Below are 15,482 nucleotides of genomic sequence, written 5' to 3' on the forward strand. Positions count from 1 at the left end.
GGGCGTCGTCGGTCCCGGAACGGCTTTTGGTTACTGGCGGATCCGTCCCGCACCATGAACACGCAACACGTGGACACGTGGACACGCAACACATGGACACGCGACACATGAACACGCGACAGCGGTGGATCAACCCTGACAGCCGCACACTCTACTCTAACGTTACGGTAGAGATCGCCAGACGAGGAAGGCGCCCGTGTGAGCAGCGAGCACATGCAGATCGGTGAGGTCGCCGCGCGGACCGAGCTGTCGCTGCGCACCATCCGGCACTACGAGGAGACCGGCCTGGTCATCCCCTCGGCCCGCTCCCGGGGCGGATTCCGTCTCTACACCGAGACCGATGTCGCCCGCCTGATGGTGATCCGTCGCATGAAGCCCCTCGGCTTCACCCTCGACCAGATGCGGGACCTCCTCGACGCCACCGACCACCTCGACGCGGTCCCGCCCCCGGACGGCACCGAGCGCGAGGAACTCCTGGGGCGCGTACGCCACTTCGAGCGGGCCGCCGCCGAGCGCGTCGCGGACCTGCGCAAGCAGCTGGGGCGGGCCGAGGAGTTCGCCGGCACCCTGCGGGCACGGCTGGGCGAGGACGCACCCACCCGCCCCTGACGCGTACAGGGCACCCCTGGGGCGAGCCATCGCGGCCGGGCGACGTCCGTGCGGCGGCGCGCGCGACCACATGGGCGACCTCTCTTCGTGCCGGGTCCAAACTGAGCTTGTTCCGCTTTGACGGACACCATTGGTATGTGGTCAGGCTGCGAGTGCGGTCTCGTACTCGGCGGGACTGAGGTAGCCGAGGCTGCTGTGCAGTCGGTGCAAGTTGTACCAGCCCTCGATGAAATCGAAGATCGCGGTGCGGGCGGTGGCCCGGCTGGGCCAGGCGGAGGTGCCGAGCAGTTCCCGTTTGATGGTCGAGAAAAACGACTCCGCGAGCGCGTCGTCCCAGCACTGACCGGTGCGGCCGACCGACAGCCGGACCCCGAACTGGGCTGCCAGGTAGGCGAATTACTGACTGGTGTATTGACAGCCGCGGTCCGAGTGGAAGATCACGGAACCGGTGGGGCGACGCTGCCGGCAGGCGGCTGTCAGCGCCTCGGCAACAAGATCGGTTCGCAGGTGATCGGCGGTTGCCCAGCCGACCACGCGCCGGGAGGCGATGTCGATGACCGTGGCCAGATAGAGCCAGCCCTCATCGGTCGGGATGTAGGTGATGTCGCCGCACCAGCGGGTGTCGAGCCCGGTGCGGCCGGGCTGGAAGTCCCGGACGATGAGGTCGGGACGCAAGGCAGCCTTGGGATCGGGGACCGTGGTCACGTACCGTCGGCGGCGGTGCCGGCCCTACAGCCCGGCGGACCGCATCAGTCGTGCGACACGACGACGGCCGCACCCGGCGCCCTCGCGCTTGAGCACGGCGTGCACGCGCGGGGCCCCGTAGGTTCCGCGCGATCTCGCATGGACTGCGGTGATCTGCTCGGTCAGCTCGGCATCCCGCACCGCCCGGGGGCCGGGCAGGCCGGAGCGGCGGGCATAGAAGGCGGTTCGGGAGACCTTCATCAGCTCACACGCCCGTTTGACGCTGTGACCTGTGCGCTTCTCCGCCTCGATGAACGGGTGCACCGTCACCGGGTCTCCTTCGCGAAGAAAGCTGTGGCCCGCTTGAGGACGTCGACATCCTCGCGCAGCCGGCGGTTCTCCCGCCGCGACGCGGCCAGCTCCCCGCGCTCACTGCTGGTCAGCCCGTTGCGCTCGCCCCCGTCGGTCTCGGCCTGCTTCACCCAGTCCCGCACCGCGGTCTCGGTCAATTCGAAGTCCTTGGCCACTTGACCGACCGAGCGGTCACCCCGTCGGCACAGACCGACGATCTCGGCCTTGAACTCCGGCGTGAACGAACGACGAGGGCGGCGAGGCTTCTTCTTCCCCATGCTCTCCATGATGGACATCCTCCCGGGGCTGAACCCCTGATCTCGGATGTCCGTCAAAGCGGATCGAGCCCATCCACCGAGGAGCCTGGTGACGAGAACGGACGGGGAAACGGACGAGGAAACGACGGAAAGCGGCGGCAAACGGCTGCAATCGGCGGCGAACCGCTCCGCCCACGGTGATGGTGCTGGCCGTCGCACCCCGCTCTCGCGATGATCGGGCCATGACCAAGAGCGACAACGGACGAGACATCACCCTCCGGATCGCCCAGCAGCCGGAGGCGGACGAGTTCCTCGCGCGCAGTCCGCTCGCCGCCCTCGTGGGCATGCTGCTGGACCAGCAGGTGCCGATGGAGTGGGCCTTCTCCGGCCCGTACGCCCTGGCGCAGCGAATGGGCGGGGACGATCTGGACGCCCATGAGATCGCCACGTACGACCCCGAGGCGTTCATCGAGCTGTTCACCGCCAAACCCGCGCTGCACCGCTACCCGGGCTCCATGGCCAAGCGGGTGCAGCAGCTGTGCCAGTACCTGGTGGCGCAGTACGACGGTGCGGCGAGCGCGGTGTGGGACGACGCCGCCACCGGGGCCGAGCTGCGCAAGCGGCTGAACGCGCTGCCCGGGTACGGCACCCAGAAGTCGCAGATTTTCCTGGCGCTGCTGGGCAAGCAGTTCGGCGTCCGGCCGCCGGGCTGGCGCGAGGCGGCGGGACCGTACGGGGAGGACGGGTCGCACCGCTCGGTCGCAGACATCACCGGCCCCGAGTCGCTCGCCGAGGTCCGGGCGTACAAGCAGGAGACCAAACAGGCCGCCAAGGCCGCGAAAGCCGCCGCCAAGGGCAAATAGGCGCAGCGGCTCCGCTCACGGAATTCCGGCATAGCCGCTTATATGCCCTTGCGCCCGACGGCGCGGTCCGGCCGCATGGCTGCGCCCGGAGGCTCCAGGCCGGTAGGCTTTCCGTGTGATCTTCAAGCGCATCGGAAATGGGCAGCCGTATCCCGACCACGGCCGGGAAAGCACCCGGCAGTGGGCGGACGTCGCGCCGCGCCCGGTCCGCCTGGACCAGCTCGTGACCACCAAGGGCCAGCTGGATCTCGAAACCCTCCTCGCCGAGGACTCCACGTTCTACGGCGATCTGTTCGCGCACGTCGTGAAGTGGCAGGGCGACCTCTACCTGGAGGACGGGCTGCACCGCGCGGTCCGGGCCGCGCTCCAGCAGCGCCAGGTACTGCACGCCCGCGTGCTCGAACTCGGCTGAGACACCACACCACTCGCCGCCGTCCGGGGTTCGTTCGGGTGCTTTCCCACTCGGACGGGTGCGATCCATTGATCATTTAGTAGGCATCATCACCGGGTCGCACTACGCTGCGCCCATGAGCATGCTCACTCCCCCAGGCATGGGCAGAAAGTACCGCATCACGGGTGACAAGTACCCGCGCATGCGGCGCCCCCGCCGCCGCAGCAAACTGGTCCTCGCGACCGTCGCCTCCGTGGTCGCCCTAGGCGTGGCCGGATGGGGCACGCTGCAGCTCATCGATGTCTTCACGGGCGGCGACAAGACGGCCAGCGCCGCCGACCGCAAGGCGGACTGCCCGTCCGCCGAGCCGTCCGCGCACGCGGTGACACTGCCGAAGCCCGCGAAGATCAAGGTGAACGTCTACAACGCGACCCCGCGCGGCGGTCTCGCGAAGGCGGCGGCCGACGAGCTGAAGAAGCGCGGGTTCGCGATCGGCAAGGTCGGCAACGCCACGGCCGCGTACGACAAGAAGGTCGCCGGAACCGGCATACTGCTGGGCGCTCCGACCGCGGTCAACGGCACCTTCCCGGTGCTCGGCACGCAGCTGCCGGGGGCCGCGACGAAGACCGACGCCCGCAAGACCGCGGACGTCGATCTGATCATCGGTACCAAGTTCAAGGCGTTCAGCACGCCCCAGGCGGCCTCCACCGCCCTGACCGCCCTGCTCAAGCCCTCCCCCGCACCGTCCTCCTGCTGAGGGACCGTGGGGGGCGGGCTGAATGGGCTTGACGGGCGGGACGCCCGGAAGGCGCCCCGGTCAGGGCGCCCTAGTCAGCGGTGCCGTACATCCGGTCACCCGCGTCGCCCAGGCCCGGCACGATGTAGCCGTGCTCGTTGAGGCGCTCGTCGACCGAGGCGGTGACCACGGTGACCGGCGTACCCGCCAGCTCGCGCTCCATCACCTCGACGCCCTCGGGCGCGGCGAGCAGCACGACGGCGGTGACGTCGTCCGCACCACGCTTGATCAGCTCCTGGATGGCCGCGACCAGGGTGCCGCCGGTGGCCAGCATCGGGTCCAGGACGTACACCTGGCGGCCCGAGAGATCCTCGGGCATCCGGGACGCGTACGTGGACGCCTGGAGCGTCTCCTCGTCGCGGATCATGCCCAGGAAGCCCACCTCCGCGGTCGGCAGCAGCCGCACCATGCCGTCGAGCATGCCGAGGCCGGCCCGGAGGATCGGCACGACCAGGGGCCGCGGGTACGAGAGCTTCACTCCGGTGGTGGGTGTCACCGGGGTCTCGATGTCGACCTGCTCGGTGCGCACATCGCGGGTGGCCTCGTACGCGAGCAGGGTGACCAGCTCGTCGGCGAGGCGCCGGAAGGTCGGGGAGTCGGTGCGCTTGTCGCGCAGGGTGGTGAGTTTGTGCGCGACCAGCGGGTGGTCGACGACGTGGATCCGCATGGGACCCACAGTAGCCGCGCCTCCCGTACCCGTGCGCTGGCATCAACCACACGTTCGGGGGGAAGGTGGGGGCATACGGACCCAGCCTTGGGGTGATGAGCCGATGCCGGACGGGGCGCAGCGGAAGCGGGACGGGGCGGGCCCTCCCGGCCTCAGTGCGTGTTTTTGAAGGCTGGTCTTGAGGTCTGAACGTCGCGACGATCGGGGTTGTGGCGTCGCAAGTGGTGGGCCGGCGGTACTGCTGGGAGTGTGGTGGTCCGTTGCCGTCGACGATGGCGGCGAAGGCTGTGTACTGCTCTGGTCGATGCAGGTCACGGCATTGGCGGGGGCTTGAGCAGGCTCGACTGCGGGTGGTGGCGATCCAGTCCGGGGAACAGGCTGGGTGCCCGGTGTGCGGGCGGTGCTGGACGGTGGGGGTCGAACGGTCCCGGTCGGCAACGTACTGCTCGCCCGCGGTGCAGGGTGAGGGCCTGCCGACAACGGCAGGCGTCACTGAACGGCGTTACGGAAACGCCGCAGCCGAACGCCGGCTGAGCCTCCCCGGGTCACTTCCGTTCGACACGGGCGCCGAGGACGGGGGCGGGTGCTTCGAGCGCCCCCGCTTCGCGCTCTGCCCCGCGACGCCGGGCCCGCGTCACGGTTTGAGGTGACCCGGAAGGGTGCTGTGTTGACGGCCGCCGCAGGGCCGCCGGCCCGGCCCGGGTGAGGTGGTGGGCATCATGACGGGGCGGATCGGGAACGTCACCCGGATGCGTTACGAGCAGATCGTCGCCGAGGCGCGGGAGTTGATCGAACAGGTCACACGGACTCACTTTGCCCTGGGTGACGAGGCGTTGGAGATCGAACCGATGAGGCCGGTGGGCGGCTCGATGCCGAACGGCGCCGACGACCTGTTCACGGTGGAAAAGTCGTCGCAGATGTTCGCCGACGACATCGGGGGGGGGGCGCGGGCGACGGTGGAGGACTGGCGGTGGACCGCGAACAGGTGGCCGGCCGCGAAGCGCAAGGAAGGGGTGTCGTTCACCGTGCACCGGGTCCTTGCGTCGATCGCGGACGAGGCGGAGCGGTGGGCGGCGATCGAGTATCCGCCGTTCAACCAGCGCACCGGACAGTGCCGCTGGACCCCGGACGGTGCGAAACGGCTGGTGGGGCAGCGGGTCGATCGTCCGGTGACGGTCGAGGAGAAGGTCCAGGCGGTGACCGACCTGATCCGCGATGACGAGGTCGCCGGGCAGGTGACCGCCGATCTGCTGCAACGGCCGCCGGTCGCGCGGAAGGTGATGCGGGACGACTCCACGCGGATGGCCGTCGACCGGGCCCAGTTCGACAATTCCGAGGAAGTACGCGAACGGGTCCGCGAGCGCACCCCGGCGGTGCGGAAGATCAGCACACCATCGAGTACCTGGACCTGGTCGGCTCCGCCCACAGCTACGTCGCAGCCCTGGGCAGGCTGGTCCCGCGGTTGCGGGGCCAGGAGTTCACCGAGGACGAGCGCGAGACCGTCCGCCGGGGCATCGCCAAGGTGCGGGCAGCGGCCGGCTGGCTGGAGACGGCGATCGTCAACGGCGAGTTCACCCTGGACGAGCAGATGGTCCAGCTTCTCAAAGGCGAATAGCCGGTGCCCCGCGCCCGCGCGGCGCGGCCGCTCGCGGAGCACTACGGCGATCTGGTCCGGGCCTCGCTGATCGAGGCACGCCCCGCCGGACTGCACACCCGGCAGCTGGTGGCCGCGACTCGGTTGAGAAGTCGCAGCTCGTCCGGGGGGGCCGGCAGATTCGCGATGTCGCGGCGGCGGAGCATCTCACCCCGATCATCTACACGCGCAAGGACGGCTACTTGTTCTCCGACGACCCGGCGGCCTGGATCGAGTACGAGAAGCGCCAGTTCCGCGAGATCCTCGGCCGTCTCACCCGGATGATCACGGGGACGCTCGACCCCCACCTGGCCCGATACCCCGACGACGAATGGGCCCAGCTCGCCGTCGCCCAGCTCACCGGCGTTCGCGCCACTCTCGCCCAGCTCACCAAATAACCGGCTCCGGCCGGCCCGACCCCTGATCGCCGAGCCCGACATGCCCGCCTCCAGGCGCTGCCGGCGTTATCCCTCCGACACCACCCCCGCCGAATGGGCCCTGCTCGAACCTCCGCTGCCCGTCCCGGCCTGCCGGACCAAGAAGGGCGGCCGGCCGGAGAAGCACCCGCGCCGGGAGATCGTCGACGCGATCCGCTACATCACCGACAACGGAGCCAAATGGAGGGCCCTGCCTGCGGATTACCCGCCCTGGGAGACGGTTTACGGGTTTTTCGCGAGGTGGAACCGGGCCGGGGTGGTGGCCTGGTTCCGCGACCAGCTGAGGCGCCGGATCCGCACCCAAGGTGGGCCGGTGCCCCTTCCCGGTCACGCTGATCATCGACTCCCATTCGGTCAAGGCCGCCGAGACCGTCAGCAGGGCCACCCGCGGCTACGACCCCGCGAAGCGCATCAATGGCAGGAAGAGACACTTCGCGGTGGATACGAAGAAACTCCCCGTGATGATCCTGGCGACGCCCGCCGACATGACCGACCGGGACGCCGCCCGCGAACTCCTGTGGCGACTGCGTCTCACCCACCCCCAGATCACTCAGGTCTGGGCCGACTCCGCCTACGCCGGGCAACTCGTCGGCTGGGCCCGCGACTTCCTCCACATCACGCTGAAGACCGTCTTGCGGCCCAAGGACGCCAAGGGCTTCGTCGTCCTGCCCCGCCGTTGGCGCGTCGAGCGCACGATCGGCTGGATCATGCGCGCCCGCCGCAACGCGAGGGACTACGAACGGCTCCCGCAGCACAGCGAAGCACACCTGAACTGGCACTCATTACACTCATGAGCAGGCGACTCACCCGCAAGGGCCCCGCACCGACAACTGGACGAAGAAGCCCCGGCCCACCGGCTGACCGGCTGACCGGCTGACCGGCTGACCGGCTGACCGGCTGACCGGCCCAGGCTCTGCGGGACTCCTGGGGCCACGACGTGAGTCTCTCCCCGGAACCTCTCCACGACAGCCGCCCACGCAGCCTCCTCAGGATTCACCGGCATCTCGTTAATGTTCAAGGCCTTCGCCTTCGCGCTCCCCTCTTCCGCCAGCGCTTGGGCAATCATCTCCAGCTCAGCGACACGATCGGCTGCGGGCAGGCCCAAGAGCAACGCAGCGGCCTGCCGAACCAAGATTCCAGCGTCGTCGAGGAGCCTCAGTAGCTGTTGTCGTTCCGATCGTGCGGGGTGGGCGTCGAACGGGAGTCTCGATCGGGTGACCGTGGCCGGCTGCGGGCATGAAGGCAGGGCCTCTTGGTAGCTCGGGGTTGCGAAGCCAACCGAGATCCAGGAGACCCTGTTGCCGCAGTTGTACGTGCTCGCGCCGGTGGAGTTCAACTCGGCTGCTCTGTCGTGTGATTGTGTCGCTCACCGGTTCGGGAATGCGGCCGACCATCCGGAGCGTGTTCGGCGGTATCCCTCGGACATGACGGACGCGGAGTGGGCCGTGGTCCGGCCGCTGCTGCCGGTGCCGGGCTGGCTGCGAGGTCGGGGCGGGCAGCCGGAGGCGTACTGCCACCGGGCGATGCTGGACGCGATCCGCTATCTGGTCGACAACGGGATCAAGTGGCGGGCCATGCCGGCCGACTTCCCGCCGTGGGACCGGGTCTATGCGTTCTTCCGCCGCTGGCGCGACCACGCGCTGGTCAGAGAGTTCCACGACCGGCTGCGCGGCCGGGTCCGCGAGGAGTCGGGGCGAGATGCGGAACCGACGGCCGGCGTGATCGACTCGCAGTCCGTCAAGGCGGACGCCGTCGTCGGCGCCGACAGCCGCGGCTTCGACGGCGGCAAGCTGATCAACGGCCGCAAACGGCACGTGGTGGTCGACACCCTCGGCCTGCTGCTGGGCGTGATGGTCACCGCGGCGGACATCGGCGACCGCGCCGCCGCGAAGGTGCTGCTTGAGCGGGTGACCGACGCTCACCACCGGCTGGAACTCGTCTGGGCCGACGGCGGCTACACCGGCAGCCTCGTCAAGCACTGCCTGGCCGCGCTCGCGCTGGTCCTGGCGATCGTCAAGCGGAGCGACGACATGCGCGGCTTCGTGGTGCTGCCCAAGCGGTGGATCGTCGAGCGGCTCTTCGCCCACCTGATGCGAAGCCGCCGTCTGGTGCGTGACTTCGAACGATCCATTAGCAGCGCCGAGGCGATGATCTACTGGTCGATGACCATGATCATGACCCGCCGCCTGGCCCGCTCACGCTCCGCGCGAGGGTGAACCGGCCCGGTGCCGACTCGGCCAGCCAGCCCCGCGCGACCAGGCGTTTCGCCTTCGACCGCAGCCCCTCCACCTTGGCAGGCACCACGTCCAGGCCGAACGCAGTGGCCATCTCCTGACAGGTCAGCGGCCCTTGACCGAGACGGCCCCGATCCTCGATCGCGGCCAGGATGCGCTGGTAGTCCACCGACAGTGCCGTCCCGGCCAGCCCCTCGCGCCACATCGGAACCTGCGACCTCGCCTTCACCACCAGAGGTGCAGACGCCTCCACCTCGGTTCCCGTCACAACACCCTCCGGCACGTCAATGGCGCCCACGCCGGCTGAGTCACCGCCCGGCGCGGACAGCACCGCACCGACACGCTCGCGGGCGATCGTCCACTCCGACCACTCCTGCTCGGCCACCGCGAGCTCGGCCTGGATGCGGTCCGCTTCCTCACGCAGCCCGTCCACACGACGACGAGCGGCAAGCTCGTGCTGTTCCAGCAGTCCGACAACCGACGGCATCCACGGCCTCCACGAGAGCGACGAAACGACACCCCATCACTCCCACACCGACGCCGCCCCTACCCCTGACCAGCGAAAACACAGTCGTCAGACTCGGAAAGACAACAGCGTCTCAGGAGTTCAGGAACTGCTGGAACTGCTTGTCGAAGTCGCGAGGATCCTCGCTCAGCGACGCCTTGACCATCGCGGTGAACTCGTCGACGACAACCTCGAACGTACCGGCCTCGACACCGTCGAGGGTGATACGTGCGACATCGGCCGGGTCCATCTTGGGTACGTCGTAGCCCTTCATCATGTCGGTGTCCGCCGCTCCGAGGTGGACCGAGGTGACTTTCGTGCCCTGCCCGGCCAGTTCCTGGCGCAGCGCGTTGCCCATGCTCCAGACGGCGGCCTTCGAGACCGCGTAGGCGCTGCTGCCGGGGAAGACGAACCAGGACGCCGACGAGGCGATGTTCACCATCGCGCCCCCGCCGTTCGCCGCGAGGACCGGCGCGAAGGCGCGGGCCATGGACAGCGTGCCCCAGAAGTTCACGTCCAGCGCGGCACGGACAGCGTCCAGGTCACCGAGCAGAGCGCCTCCGCCGATTCCGGCGTTGTTGACGAGCAGGTTGACATCGCCCGCCGCGCGAGCTGCCGCCTCAACGGCGAGAGGGTCGGAGATGTCCAGGGCGAGGACCTCGACACCGTCGAGATCGATCGACTCGGATCGGCGGGCGGTCGCGTAGACCTTCGCGCCCCGCTCGACGAGTTGGGCAGCGAGATGACGGCCGATGCCGCGGTTGGCTCCGGTGACGAGCGCAGTGGCTCCGTGGATGTTCATAGGACGTATGCTAAAACCTCACGTCAACGTGAGGATCAAGTCTGGACCGCCCGGGAGGTGCCATGCGTATCGGAAAGGTGGCCGAAGGCGCTGGGGTCAGCGTCCGTGCGCTGCGGTACTACGAAGAGCAGGGGCTCGTCATCGCCGACCGCAGCCCCAGCGGCCACCGGCAGTATCCCGAGTCCGCCGTTGAGCGGGTGAAGTTCATCCAGCTTCTCTACTCGGCCGGGCTGAGCAGCAAGGCGATCTTGCAGGTCCTGCCCTTCCTGGACACCCTCGTCGCGACCCCAAGGATGACGCAGCGACTCAAGGACGAACGCGACCGCATTCGGACCCAGATCGACGACCTGACCAGGGCGCACGACCGACTCGATGAGCTGATCGGCCTCGCCACCAAGTCTGCGATCTCTCCAGCTACCTGCTCGGCGAGCGTGGATGCCGCCACATGATCGACCGGACCTCCTAGCCTCGTTCGAATTCCAAGCTGGCCAAAAGCTCGCCGAGGATCGAAAACAGGCACTCAGCTTGTTTTTTAACGTCCGCTCCGCGAAACGGAGTTGAGTGCCTGCTGCTCGGCGAGGGCTGGTGCGGCAGTGGTGCGGCCCTGGTGTGATCATGTGCGTTGTCGAGACGCTGTTGATCATGCCAAGGCCGCGCGGGTGAGTTTGCTGCACGATGCTGTCCGAGTCGAGTCCCTGACCGTGCTGTCGCGGTTCTGGACCGACTTCTACGACTGCCTGACCGCCCGCGCGGACGCGTTGTTCGAGCTGACGGACGCGGTGCTGTGCACCGACGGGCCGGTCCGGTCGCTGGTCGCCCTCGCGCTGACGCCCGAGCACCGCCGGGGCCACGGCGCCCTCTACGCCGGTCTCAACCGCGGACGGGTCGACGTCGCCCGGCTGCGGCGGGCCCTGGCCGGGGTGCCGCTGCCGAGGGCCGCGGACGGCCGGCTGGTCCTGGCGGTGGACGTCTCCCCGTGGCTCCGGCCGGGCGCCGAGATTGTGCCGGACCGCTCGTTCTGCCACACCTACGGCCGGGGCAACGCGAAGCACCAGATGATGCCTGGCTGGCCGTACTGGTGATCGTCGCCCTGGAAAGCGGCCGCACCTCCTGGACCGCGTTCATGGACGCGGTCCGCCTGCCACCCGGCGCCGACCTGGCCGCTGTCACCGCCGACCAGGTTAGCGAGGTGGTCGAACGGCTCGTCGCCGCAGGCCAGTGGACTGCGGGCGATCCGGAGATCCTGGTCGTGCTGGACGCCGGCTACGACGCCCCGCGCATCGCCCATCTGCTGTCCGGCCTGCCTGTCGAGGTCCTGGGCCGGACCCGGTCGGACCGGGTGATGCGCCGCCCCGCGCCCTCGCGAGAGGAGTTCCTCCGGTCCCACCCGAAGGGCGGGCGTCCGCCCAAGCACGGCGGGGAGTTCGTCTTCGGTGCCCCCGCCACCTGGGGCACCGAGCAGGCCGTCACGGTCACCGGCACCCGCCTCTACGGCAAGGCGACCGCCCAGGCGTGGGACCGGCCGCACCCCCGGTTGACCCAGCGGGCCGCGTGGCTGGAGCACGAAGGCCCGCTGCCCGTCATCGAGGGAACGGTCATCCGCCTGGTCGTCGAGCACCTGCCGTCGGGCGGGGTGAACAAGCCGGTCTGGCTGCGGCGGTCGCGGACCGGTGCCACCGAAGCTGATGTCGACCGGTGCTGGCAGGCGTTCCTGCGACAGTTCGACATCGAGCACACCTTCCCGGTGCTCAAGCAGACCCTCGGCTGGGCCCGGCCCCGTCTGCGCGGCTCGGCCGCCGCCGACCGCTGGACATGGCTCATCCTCGCCGCCCACACCCAGCTCCGCCTTGCCCGGCCGCTCGCAACCGACCTCCGGCGGCCGTGGGAGAAGCCGGCGCCGCCGCACAAGCTCACCCCCGCCCGGGTCCGGCGCGGGTTTCGGAACCTCCGCACGACGACGGGGACTCCGGCCGGTGCACCGAAACCCACCGAACCCGGCCCCGGTCGACCGCCCGGCTCGAAGAACCGGCGGCCCGCAACCCGTCACGACGTGGGACACATCCTCGCCACCGGCGCGGCCTACCAACGGCCGACCCATCACAAGGCAGGAACCAAACCCCGACGAACCGGTTAAAAACAAGCTAAGTACGCCGATCCCAGGGCCGGAATTCTCGTCAGCTGTTCAAGAGGGAGTTCTCGGTCGGTTCCGTCGATGCGTTCGAGTGCGGAACTCTGGTTCATCATGCCGGTGTCCTGCGGGCTTATGTACTAAATGGCCCCCTTGTTTTGCGCGTCGCTCAGAGTGGAGCGAAGGCTGGTGGCCTTCCTGAGTGCCGCGTCGATCCGGGGCAGCGGGTCGAGGAGGTACAGCGGGTTGCCCGTGATGTCTGCGACGGCGACCGCGTACGTTGTGCCGTCATCCTTAGTGCAGGAAGCCTGGGCCGGGTCGCCGGGGTCGGTGGAGCAGATGATCCTGGAAACGTCATACCCGGACAGCCCCAGAGTATCGACATTCGGAACTTTCATCGCGACAGCGATGATGTCACCATCGTTCGCTCCGACCTGGTGGTTCATGCTGGTCTCCTTCGCGAGGAGCTTAATTCCTGCGAACCGGGTCTGAACTGAGAGCGTGTCAATGGCTTCGAGGTGCTGCCGGACCTCCTTCCCGGTCGCGGCACGGTCGGGGGCGATGCCGCGTGCTGCCTGTTCCGTCAGCAGGCGGATGCTCTGCAGGTGTCCGGTGATCTTCTTGAGGGCACTTTCGGTGGTCCGGGCAAGGGTGACGGCGTCGTTGCTGGTGTTCGACAACTGGCCGGAGTAGTAGCCCTGCGTATCGGTGTGGTCCGGGACTGCTTCCTGCTTGTCCCGCGAGTCGAAGTAGGCGAAATCCTCCGTGGAACGAGCTGGCGCTTCGGCCGCGAGGGCCTGCGCGGGGGCAAGGACGGAGAGGGCGGAGGCAGCCACGAGGGCGGTCCTACGGGCGGCGGTGCCGATCTTCACGATTGCGGCCTCATCATCGTTTGGTCAGGTGACACTTGACTGAACGATTCACCGAAGCCGGCGATACGAACCAGGAAGCGATTCACCGCAACCTCGGAACCTTTTTCTGGCACCGCCTGTACCCCGACGAACTCCACCTGACCGGCCATCCTCCGCCGAGTGGGCGAAGATCACCATGCCGCTCAGGTCGCCCGACCTCTGGCGCGGCCATCACTCACGCCTGCTGTCCTGACGCAGCAGAGCGCCGACCAGGACCTCATCCCCTGGTCCCGCCCCGCGCTTCGGGATGTTGCTGAGCCAACTCGACGCGCAGCCCGCGACCACCCCGCATAACCCATTGCTGCGACATGAACACGGCCTCGTGGAGGAAGTTCAGCACCTGCCTCCGCGCTGTGGAACGTGCTCTGCGACCCGAGCCAGCCCCTGCCGAGCAGCATGCCCGCAACTCCGTTGTCCGGCACGGTCGTTAAAAACCAAGCTCAGGGACGCGCGGGACGCCCAGGAGACCGACGCGCGGCGTCGCAGGCGCCACACCCAGTTCCTCCGCGAGCTTCACGAGGCCAAGGCGCTGCGCGACCGGGTCCAGCCCCGGCGGGTCAAGGCCACCCGAATGCGCCAGGCCATGCGGATGCGGATGTTTCGCTGGTAGCCGTCCGGCCTGCGGAAGAACCCCCTGGTGGCCGCCCCGGACAGAACTGATGGCCGACGCAACGTCCGAACTGCTCTCGCGAGGCCCTAGTTTCTGCCACGATTCCGATGGGCGGGACGCAGGACAGCCGGACCACCGACTGCCCTCCCGCCGGACCGACACACCTAGGGTCTTTCGTTCGGATCGGGGAGCGGGGCCAGATGCCCGTACCAGTGCCCGCGAGCCCGGCCTGATCCGGCCGAGAGGCCCCTAGACCAGTGGGAGAGTCACGGTGTACTTCGCCGCACTGCTCGCGCGCACCGAAGACGGGTGGGAAGCGAGCGACACGGATCTCGACGACGTGGAGACCCTGTCCGATCTGACTGATCTGGCCCGTGAAGCCTCGGTGGACGAGGACACGGTGCTCGTGTTCATCGAGCAGGAGGACGCCTGGTTCGGCGTCATCCGGGTGGACGGTGAGGAGGACCCGCGTATCTACGTCTCGAACGCCTCCGCCGCCACCCGCTCCTCGTACGGGGAGATCCTGCTCACCGATGAACTGCTCGGCCGCGAACCCGGGGCCGAGGACTCGATTGCCGCTCTCGAAGAGCTCGTCGGACTCGACGGTACCGAGGACGGCGAACCGGACAACGCCCCCGACAACGCCGACCACGACAACGCCGACGATGACGACGGACTCGACGCCGTACCGGCAGGCCCGCTGGGTGACACCGGACTCCTGTCCGACCTCGGGCTCCCCGAGGCCGAGCTGCTCATGCTGCGTACGGACGCACTGGTGGAGATCGCGGACGCGCTGGGAGCGGCCGAGGTCCTGGAGACCGTCCGTTAAGGTCCGCGGGTGACCGAAGCACCGCACCCGCAGGACCCGCCCCGACCGCCCGACGCACCGCGCGACCCCGTGCGGGACCCGTGGCGGGTGGCCATGCGCCGCGCCCTGGACGAGGCCGACCGGGCGGCGGCGGCCGGCGATGTGCCGGTCGGCGCCGTCGTCTTCGGTCCGGACGGCGCGCTGCTCGCCGCGGGACACAACGAACGCGAGGCGACCGGCGACCCGACCGCGCACGCCGAGATCCTCGCGCTGCGCCGGGCCGCCGCCGTGCTCGGCGAATGGCGGCTGTCCGGATGCACCCTGGTGGTCACGCTGGAGCCCTGCACGATGTGCGCGGGCGCCCTGGTGCAGTCCCGGGTGGCCCGGGTCGTCTACGGGGCCCGCGACGAGAAGGCCGGAGCGGCCGGCTCGCTCTGGGACGTCGTCCGCGACCGCCGGCTCAACCACCGCCCCGAGGTGATCCCCGGAGTGCTGGAGGCCGACTGCGCGGCCCCTCTCACCGCTTTCTTCCGCCACCGCTGACCTGGCGTCCCGGCGTGCGGGCGGTGCCACCGGTAATCGGATTTCGACGGACGGCCGAGATGGTCTAAGCTCTCTCTCGGTAGCGTGTCCGAGCGGCCGAAGGAGCTCGCCTCGAAAGCGAGTGTGGGGAAACTCACCGAGGGTTCAAATCCCTCCGCTACCGCCACGAGGAACCGTCCCCGACCTGTGAGAACAGGCCGGGGACGGTTTTTTCGTTCCCGGTGCCGCACAGGAGCGCGTCCCCGCCTCCCCG

At 69.0% G+C, this 15,482-nt stretch carries 17 protein-coding genes, 1 tRNA gene and 3 pseudogenes; 13 read left to right on the plus strand and 8 right to left on the minus strand.

What is annotated here, in order from left to right:
- Positions 1-198 precede the first annotated feature (198 nt).
- Positions 199-609, plus strand: a complete 411-nt coding sequence (locus RLT59_RS17705; RefSeq protein WP_311304296.1) for a MerR family transcriptional regulator — start codon at positions 199-201, stop codon at positions 607-609.
- Positions 610-750: 141 nt separating this feature from the next.
- Here the strand turns inward: RLT59_RS17705 and RLT59_RS17710 are convergent, their stop codons facing one another.
- From RLT59_RS17710 to RLT59_RS17725, 4 genes are read right to left on the minus strand one after another with little or no spacing between them, the layout of a single operon-like run.
- A complete protein-coding gene (locus RLT59_RS17710) occupies positions 751-996 on the minus strand; it encodes an integrase core domain-containing protein (RefSeq protein ID WP_311307760.1) in 246 nt (81 codons plus the stop codon).
- A gap of 9 nt (positions 997-1,005) precedes the next feature.
- Positions 1,006-1,314, minus strand: coding sequence for a DDE-type integrase/transposase/recombinase (locus RLT59_RS17715; RefSeq protein WP_311304297.1), 309 nt, complete (start codon positions 1,312-1,314; stop codon positions 1,006-1,008).
- 24 nt (positions 1,315-1,338) lie between these two features.
- Positions 1,339-1,623 (minus strand): IS3 family transposase, encoded by a 285-nt coding sequence (locus RLT59_RS17720; protein ID WP_311304298.1) that lies wholly within the window; start codon positions 1,621-1,623, stop codon positions 1,339-1,341.
- Positions 1,620-1,931, minus strand: coding sequence for a transposase (locus RLT59_RS17725; RefSeq protein WP_311304299.1), 312 nt, complete (start codon positions 1,929-1,931; stop codon positions 1,620-1,622). The genes RLT59_RS17720 and RLT59_RS17725 overlap by 4 nt, the downstream gene beginning before the upstream one ends.
- A 212-nt stretch (positions 1,932-2,143) precedes the next feature.
- Here RLT59_RS17725 and RLT59_RS17730 point away from each other — a divergent pair, with 212 nt between their 5' ends.
- The 3 genes from RLT59_RS17730 (at position 2,144) to RLT59_RS17740 (ending at position 3,912) form a co-directional block, all read left to right on the plus strand.
- Positions 2,144-2,764, plus strand: a complete 621-nt coding sequence (locus RLT59_RS17730) for an HhH-GPD-type base excision DNA repair protein (protein ID WP_311304300.1) — start codon at positions 2,144-2,146, stop codon at positions 2,762-2,764.
- Positions 2,765-2,879: 115 nt separating this feature from the next.
- Positions 2,880-3,176, plus strand: coding sequence for a type II toxin-antitoxin system VapB family antitoxin (locus RLT59_RS17735; protein WP_073736427.1), 297 nt, complete (start codon positions 2,880-2,882; stop codon positions 3,174-3,176).
- Positions 3,177-3,315: 139 nt separating this feature from the next.
- Complete coding sequence (locus RLT59_RS17740; RefSeq protein ID WP_311307761.1) at positions 3,316-3,912, plus strand: LytR C-terminal domain-containing protein; 597 nt, start codon at positions 3,316-3,318, stop codon at positions 3,910-3,912.
- Between the two features lie 70 nt (positions 3,913-3,982).
- On the opposite strand, the gene upp is transcribed toward RLT59_RS17740, so the two are convergent.
- Positions 3,983-4,618 (minus strand): uracil phosphoribosyltransferase, encoded by a 636-nt coding sequence (upp, locus tag RLT59_RS17745; RefSeq protein ID WP_311304301.1) that lies wholly within the window; start codon positions 4,616-4,618, stop codon positions 3,983-3,985.
- Positions 4,619-5,535: 917 nt separating this feature from the next.
- Here upp and RLT59_RS17750 point away from each other — a divergent pair.
- The 4 genes and pseudogenes from RLT59_RS17750 to RLT59_RS17765 all read left to right on the plus strand — a co-directional run bounded on the left by RLT59_RS17750 (position 5,536) and on the right by RLT59_RS17765 (position 8,904).
- Positions 5,536-6,233: pseudogene (locus RLT59_RS17750) on the plus strand (DUF6192 family protein).
- 221 nt (positions 6,234-6,454) lie between these two features.
- Positions 6,455-6,649 carry a hypothetical protein gene (locus RLT59_RS17755; RefSeq protein ID WP_311304302.1) on the plus strand — a complete coding sequence of 65 codons (195 nt, stop codon included), beginning with the start codon at positions 6,455-6,457 and terminating at the stop codon, positions 6,647-6,649.
- Between the two features lie 40 nt (positions 6,650-6,689).
- Positions 6,690-7,549: pseudogene (locus RLT59_RS17760) on the plus strand (IS5 family transposase).
- Between the two features lie 563 nt (positions 7,550-8,112).
- Complete coding sequence (locus RLT59_RS17765; protein ID WP_311304303.1) at positions 8,113-8,904, plus strand: IS5 family transposase; 792 nt, start codon at positions 8,113-8,115, stop codon at positions 8,902-8,904.
- Here the strand turns inward: RLT59_RS17765 and RLT59_RS17770 are convergent.
- Both RLT59_RS17770 and RLT59_RS17775 read right to left on the minus strand, forming a co-directional pair.
- Entirely contained in the window at positions 8,861-9,409 is a 549-nt protein-coding gene (locus RLT59_RS17770; RefSeq protein WP_311304304.1) for a hypothetical protein, read from the minus strand. The two genes, RLT59_RS17765 and RLT59_RS17770, sit on opposite strands and share 44 nt — an antisense overlap.
- 112 nt (positions 9,410-9,521) lie before the next feature.
- Positions 9,522-10,229, minus strand: a complete 708-nt coding sequence (locus tag RLT59_RS17775; RefSeq protein WP_311304305.1) for an SDR family oxidoreductase — start codon at positions 10,227-10,229, stop codon at positions 9,522-9,524.
- 62 nt (positions 10,230-10,291) lie between these two features.
- Here RLT59_RS17775 and RLT59_RS17780 point away from each other — a divergent pair, with 62 nt between their 5' ends.
- Entirely contained in the window at positions 10,292-10,678 is a 387-nt protein-coding gene (locus RLT59_RS17780; protein WP_311304306.1) for a MerR family transcriptional regulator, read from the plus strand.
- Between the two features lie 210 nt (positions 10,679-10,888).
- Positions 10,889-12,363, plus strand: a pseudogene (locus RLT59_RS17785) (NF041680 family putative transposase).
- Between the two features lie 134 nt (positions 12,364-12,497).
- On the opposite strand, the gene RLT59_RS17790 reads toward RLT59_RS17785, so the two are convergent.
- Positions 12,498-13,229, minus strand: coding sequence for a flagellin N-terminal helical domain-containing protein (locus RLT59_RS17790; RefSeq protein ID WP_311304307.1), 732 nt, complete (start codon positions 13,227-13,229; stop codon positions 12,498-12,500).
- Positions 13,230-14,149: 920 nt separating this feature from the next.
- On the opposite strand from RLT59_RS17790, the gene RLT59_RS17795 reads away from it, so the two are divergent.
- From RLT59_RS17795 to RLT59_RS17805, 3 genes are all read left to right on the plus strand, one after another.
- A complete protein-coding gene (locus RLT59_RS17795; RefSeq protein ID WP_311304308.1) occupies positions 14,150-14,707 on the plus strand; it encodes a tRNA adenosine deaminase-associated protein in 558 nt (185 codons plus the stop codon).
- 93 nt (positions 14,708-14,800) lie between these two features.
- Positions 14,801-15,229: a tRNA adenosine(34) deaminase TadA gene (gene tadA, locus RLT59_RS17800; RefSeq protein ID WP_311307762.1), complete on the plus strand. Its 429-nt coding sequence runs from the start codon at positions 14,801-14,803 to the stop codon at positions 15,227-15,229.
- A 78-nt stretch (positions 15,230-15,307) separates the two neighbouring features.
- Positions 15,308-15,395: transfer RNA gene (locus tag RLT59_RS17805), tRNA-Ser, on the plus strand.
- The last annotated feature ends 87 nt before the right edge of the window (positions 15,396-15,482 follow it).

This window comes from Streptomyces sp. ITFR-6, assembly GCF_031844725.1.
GTDB lineage: Bacteria > Actinomycetota > Actinomycetes > Streptomycetales > Streptomycetaceae > Streptomyces.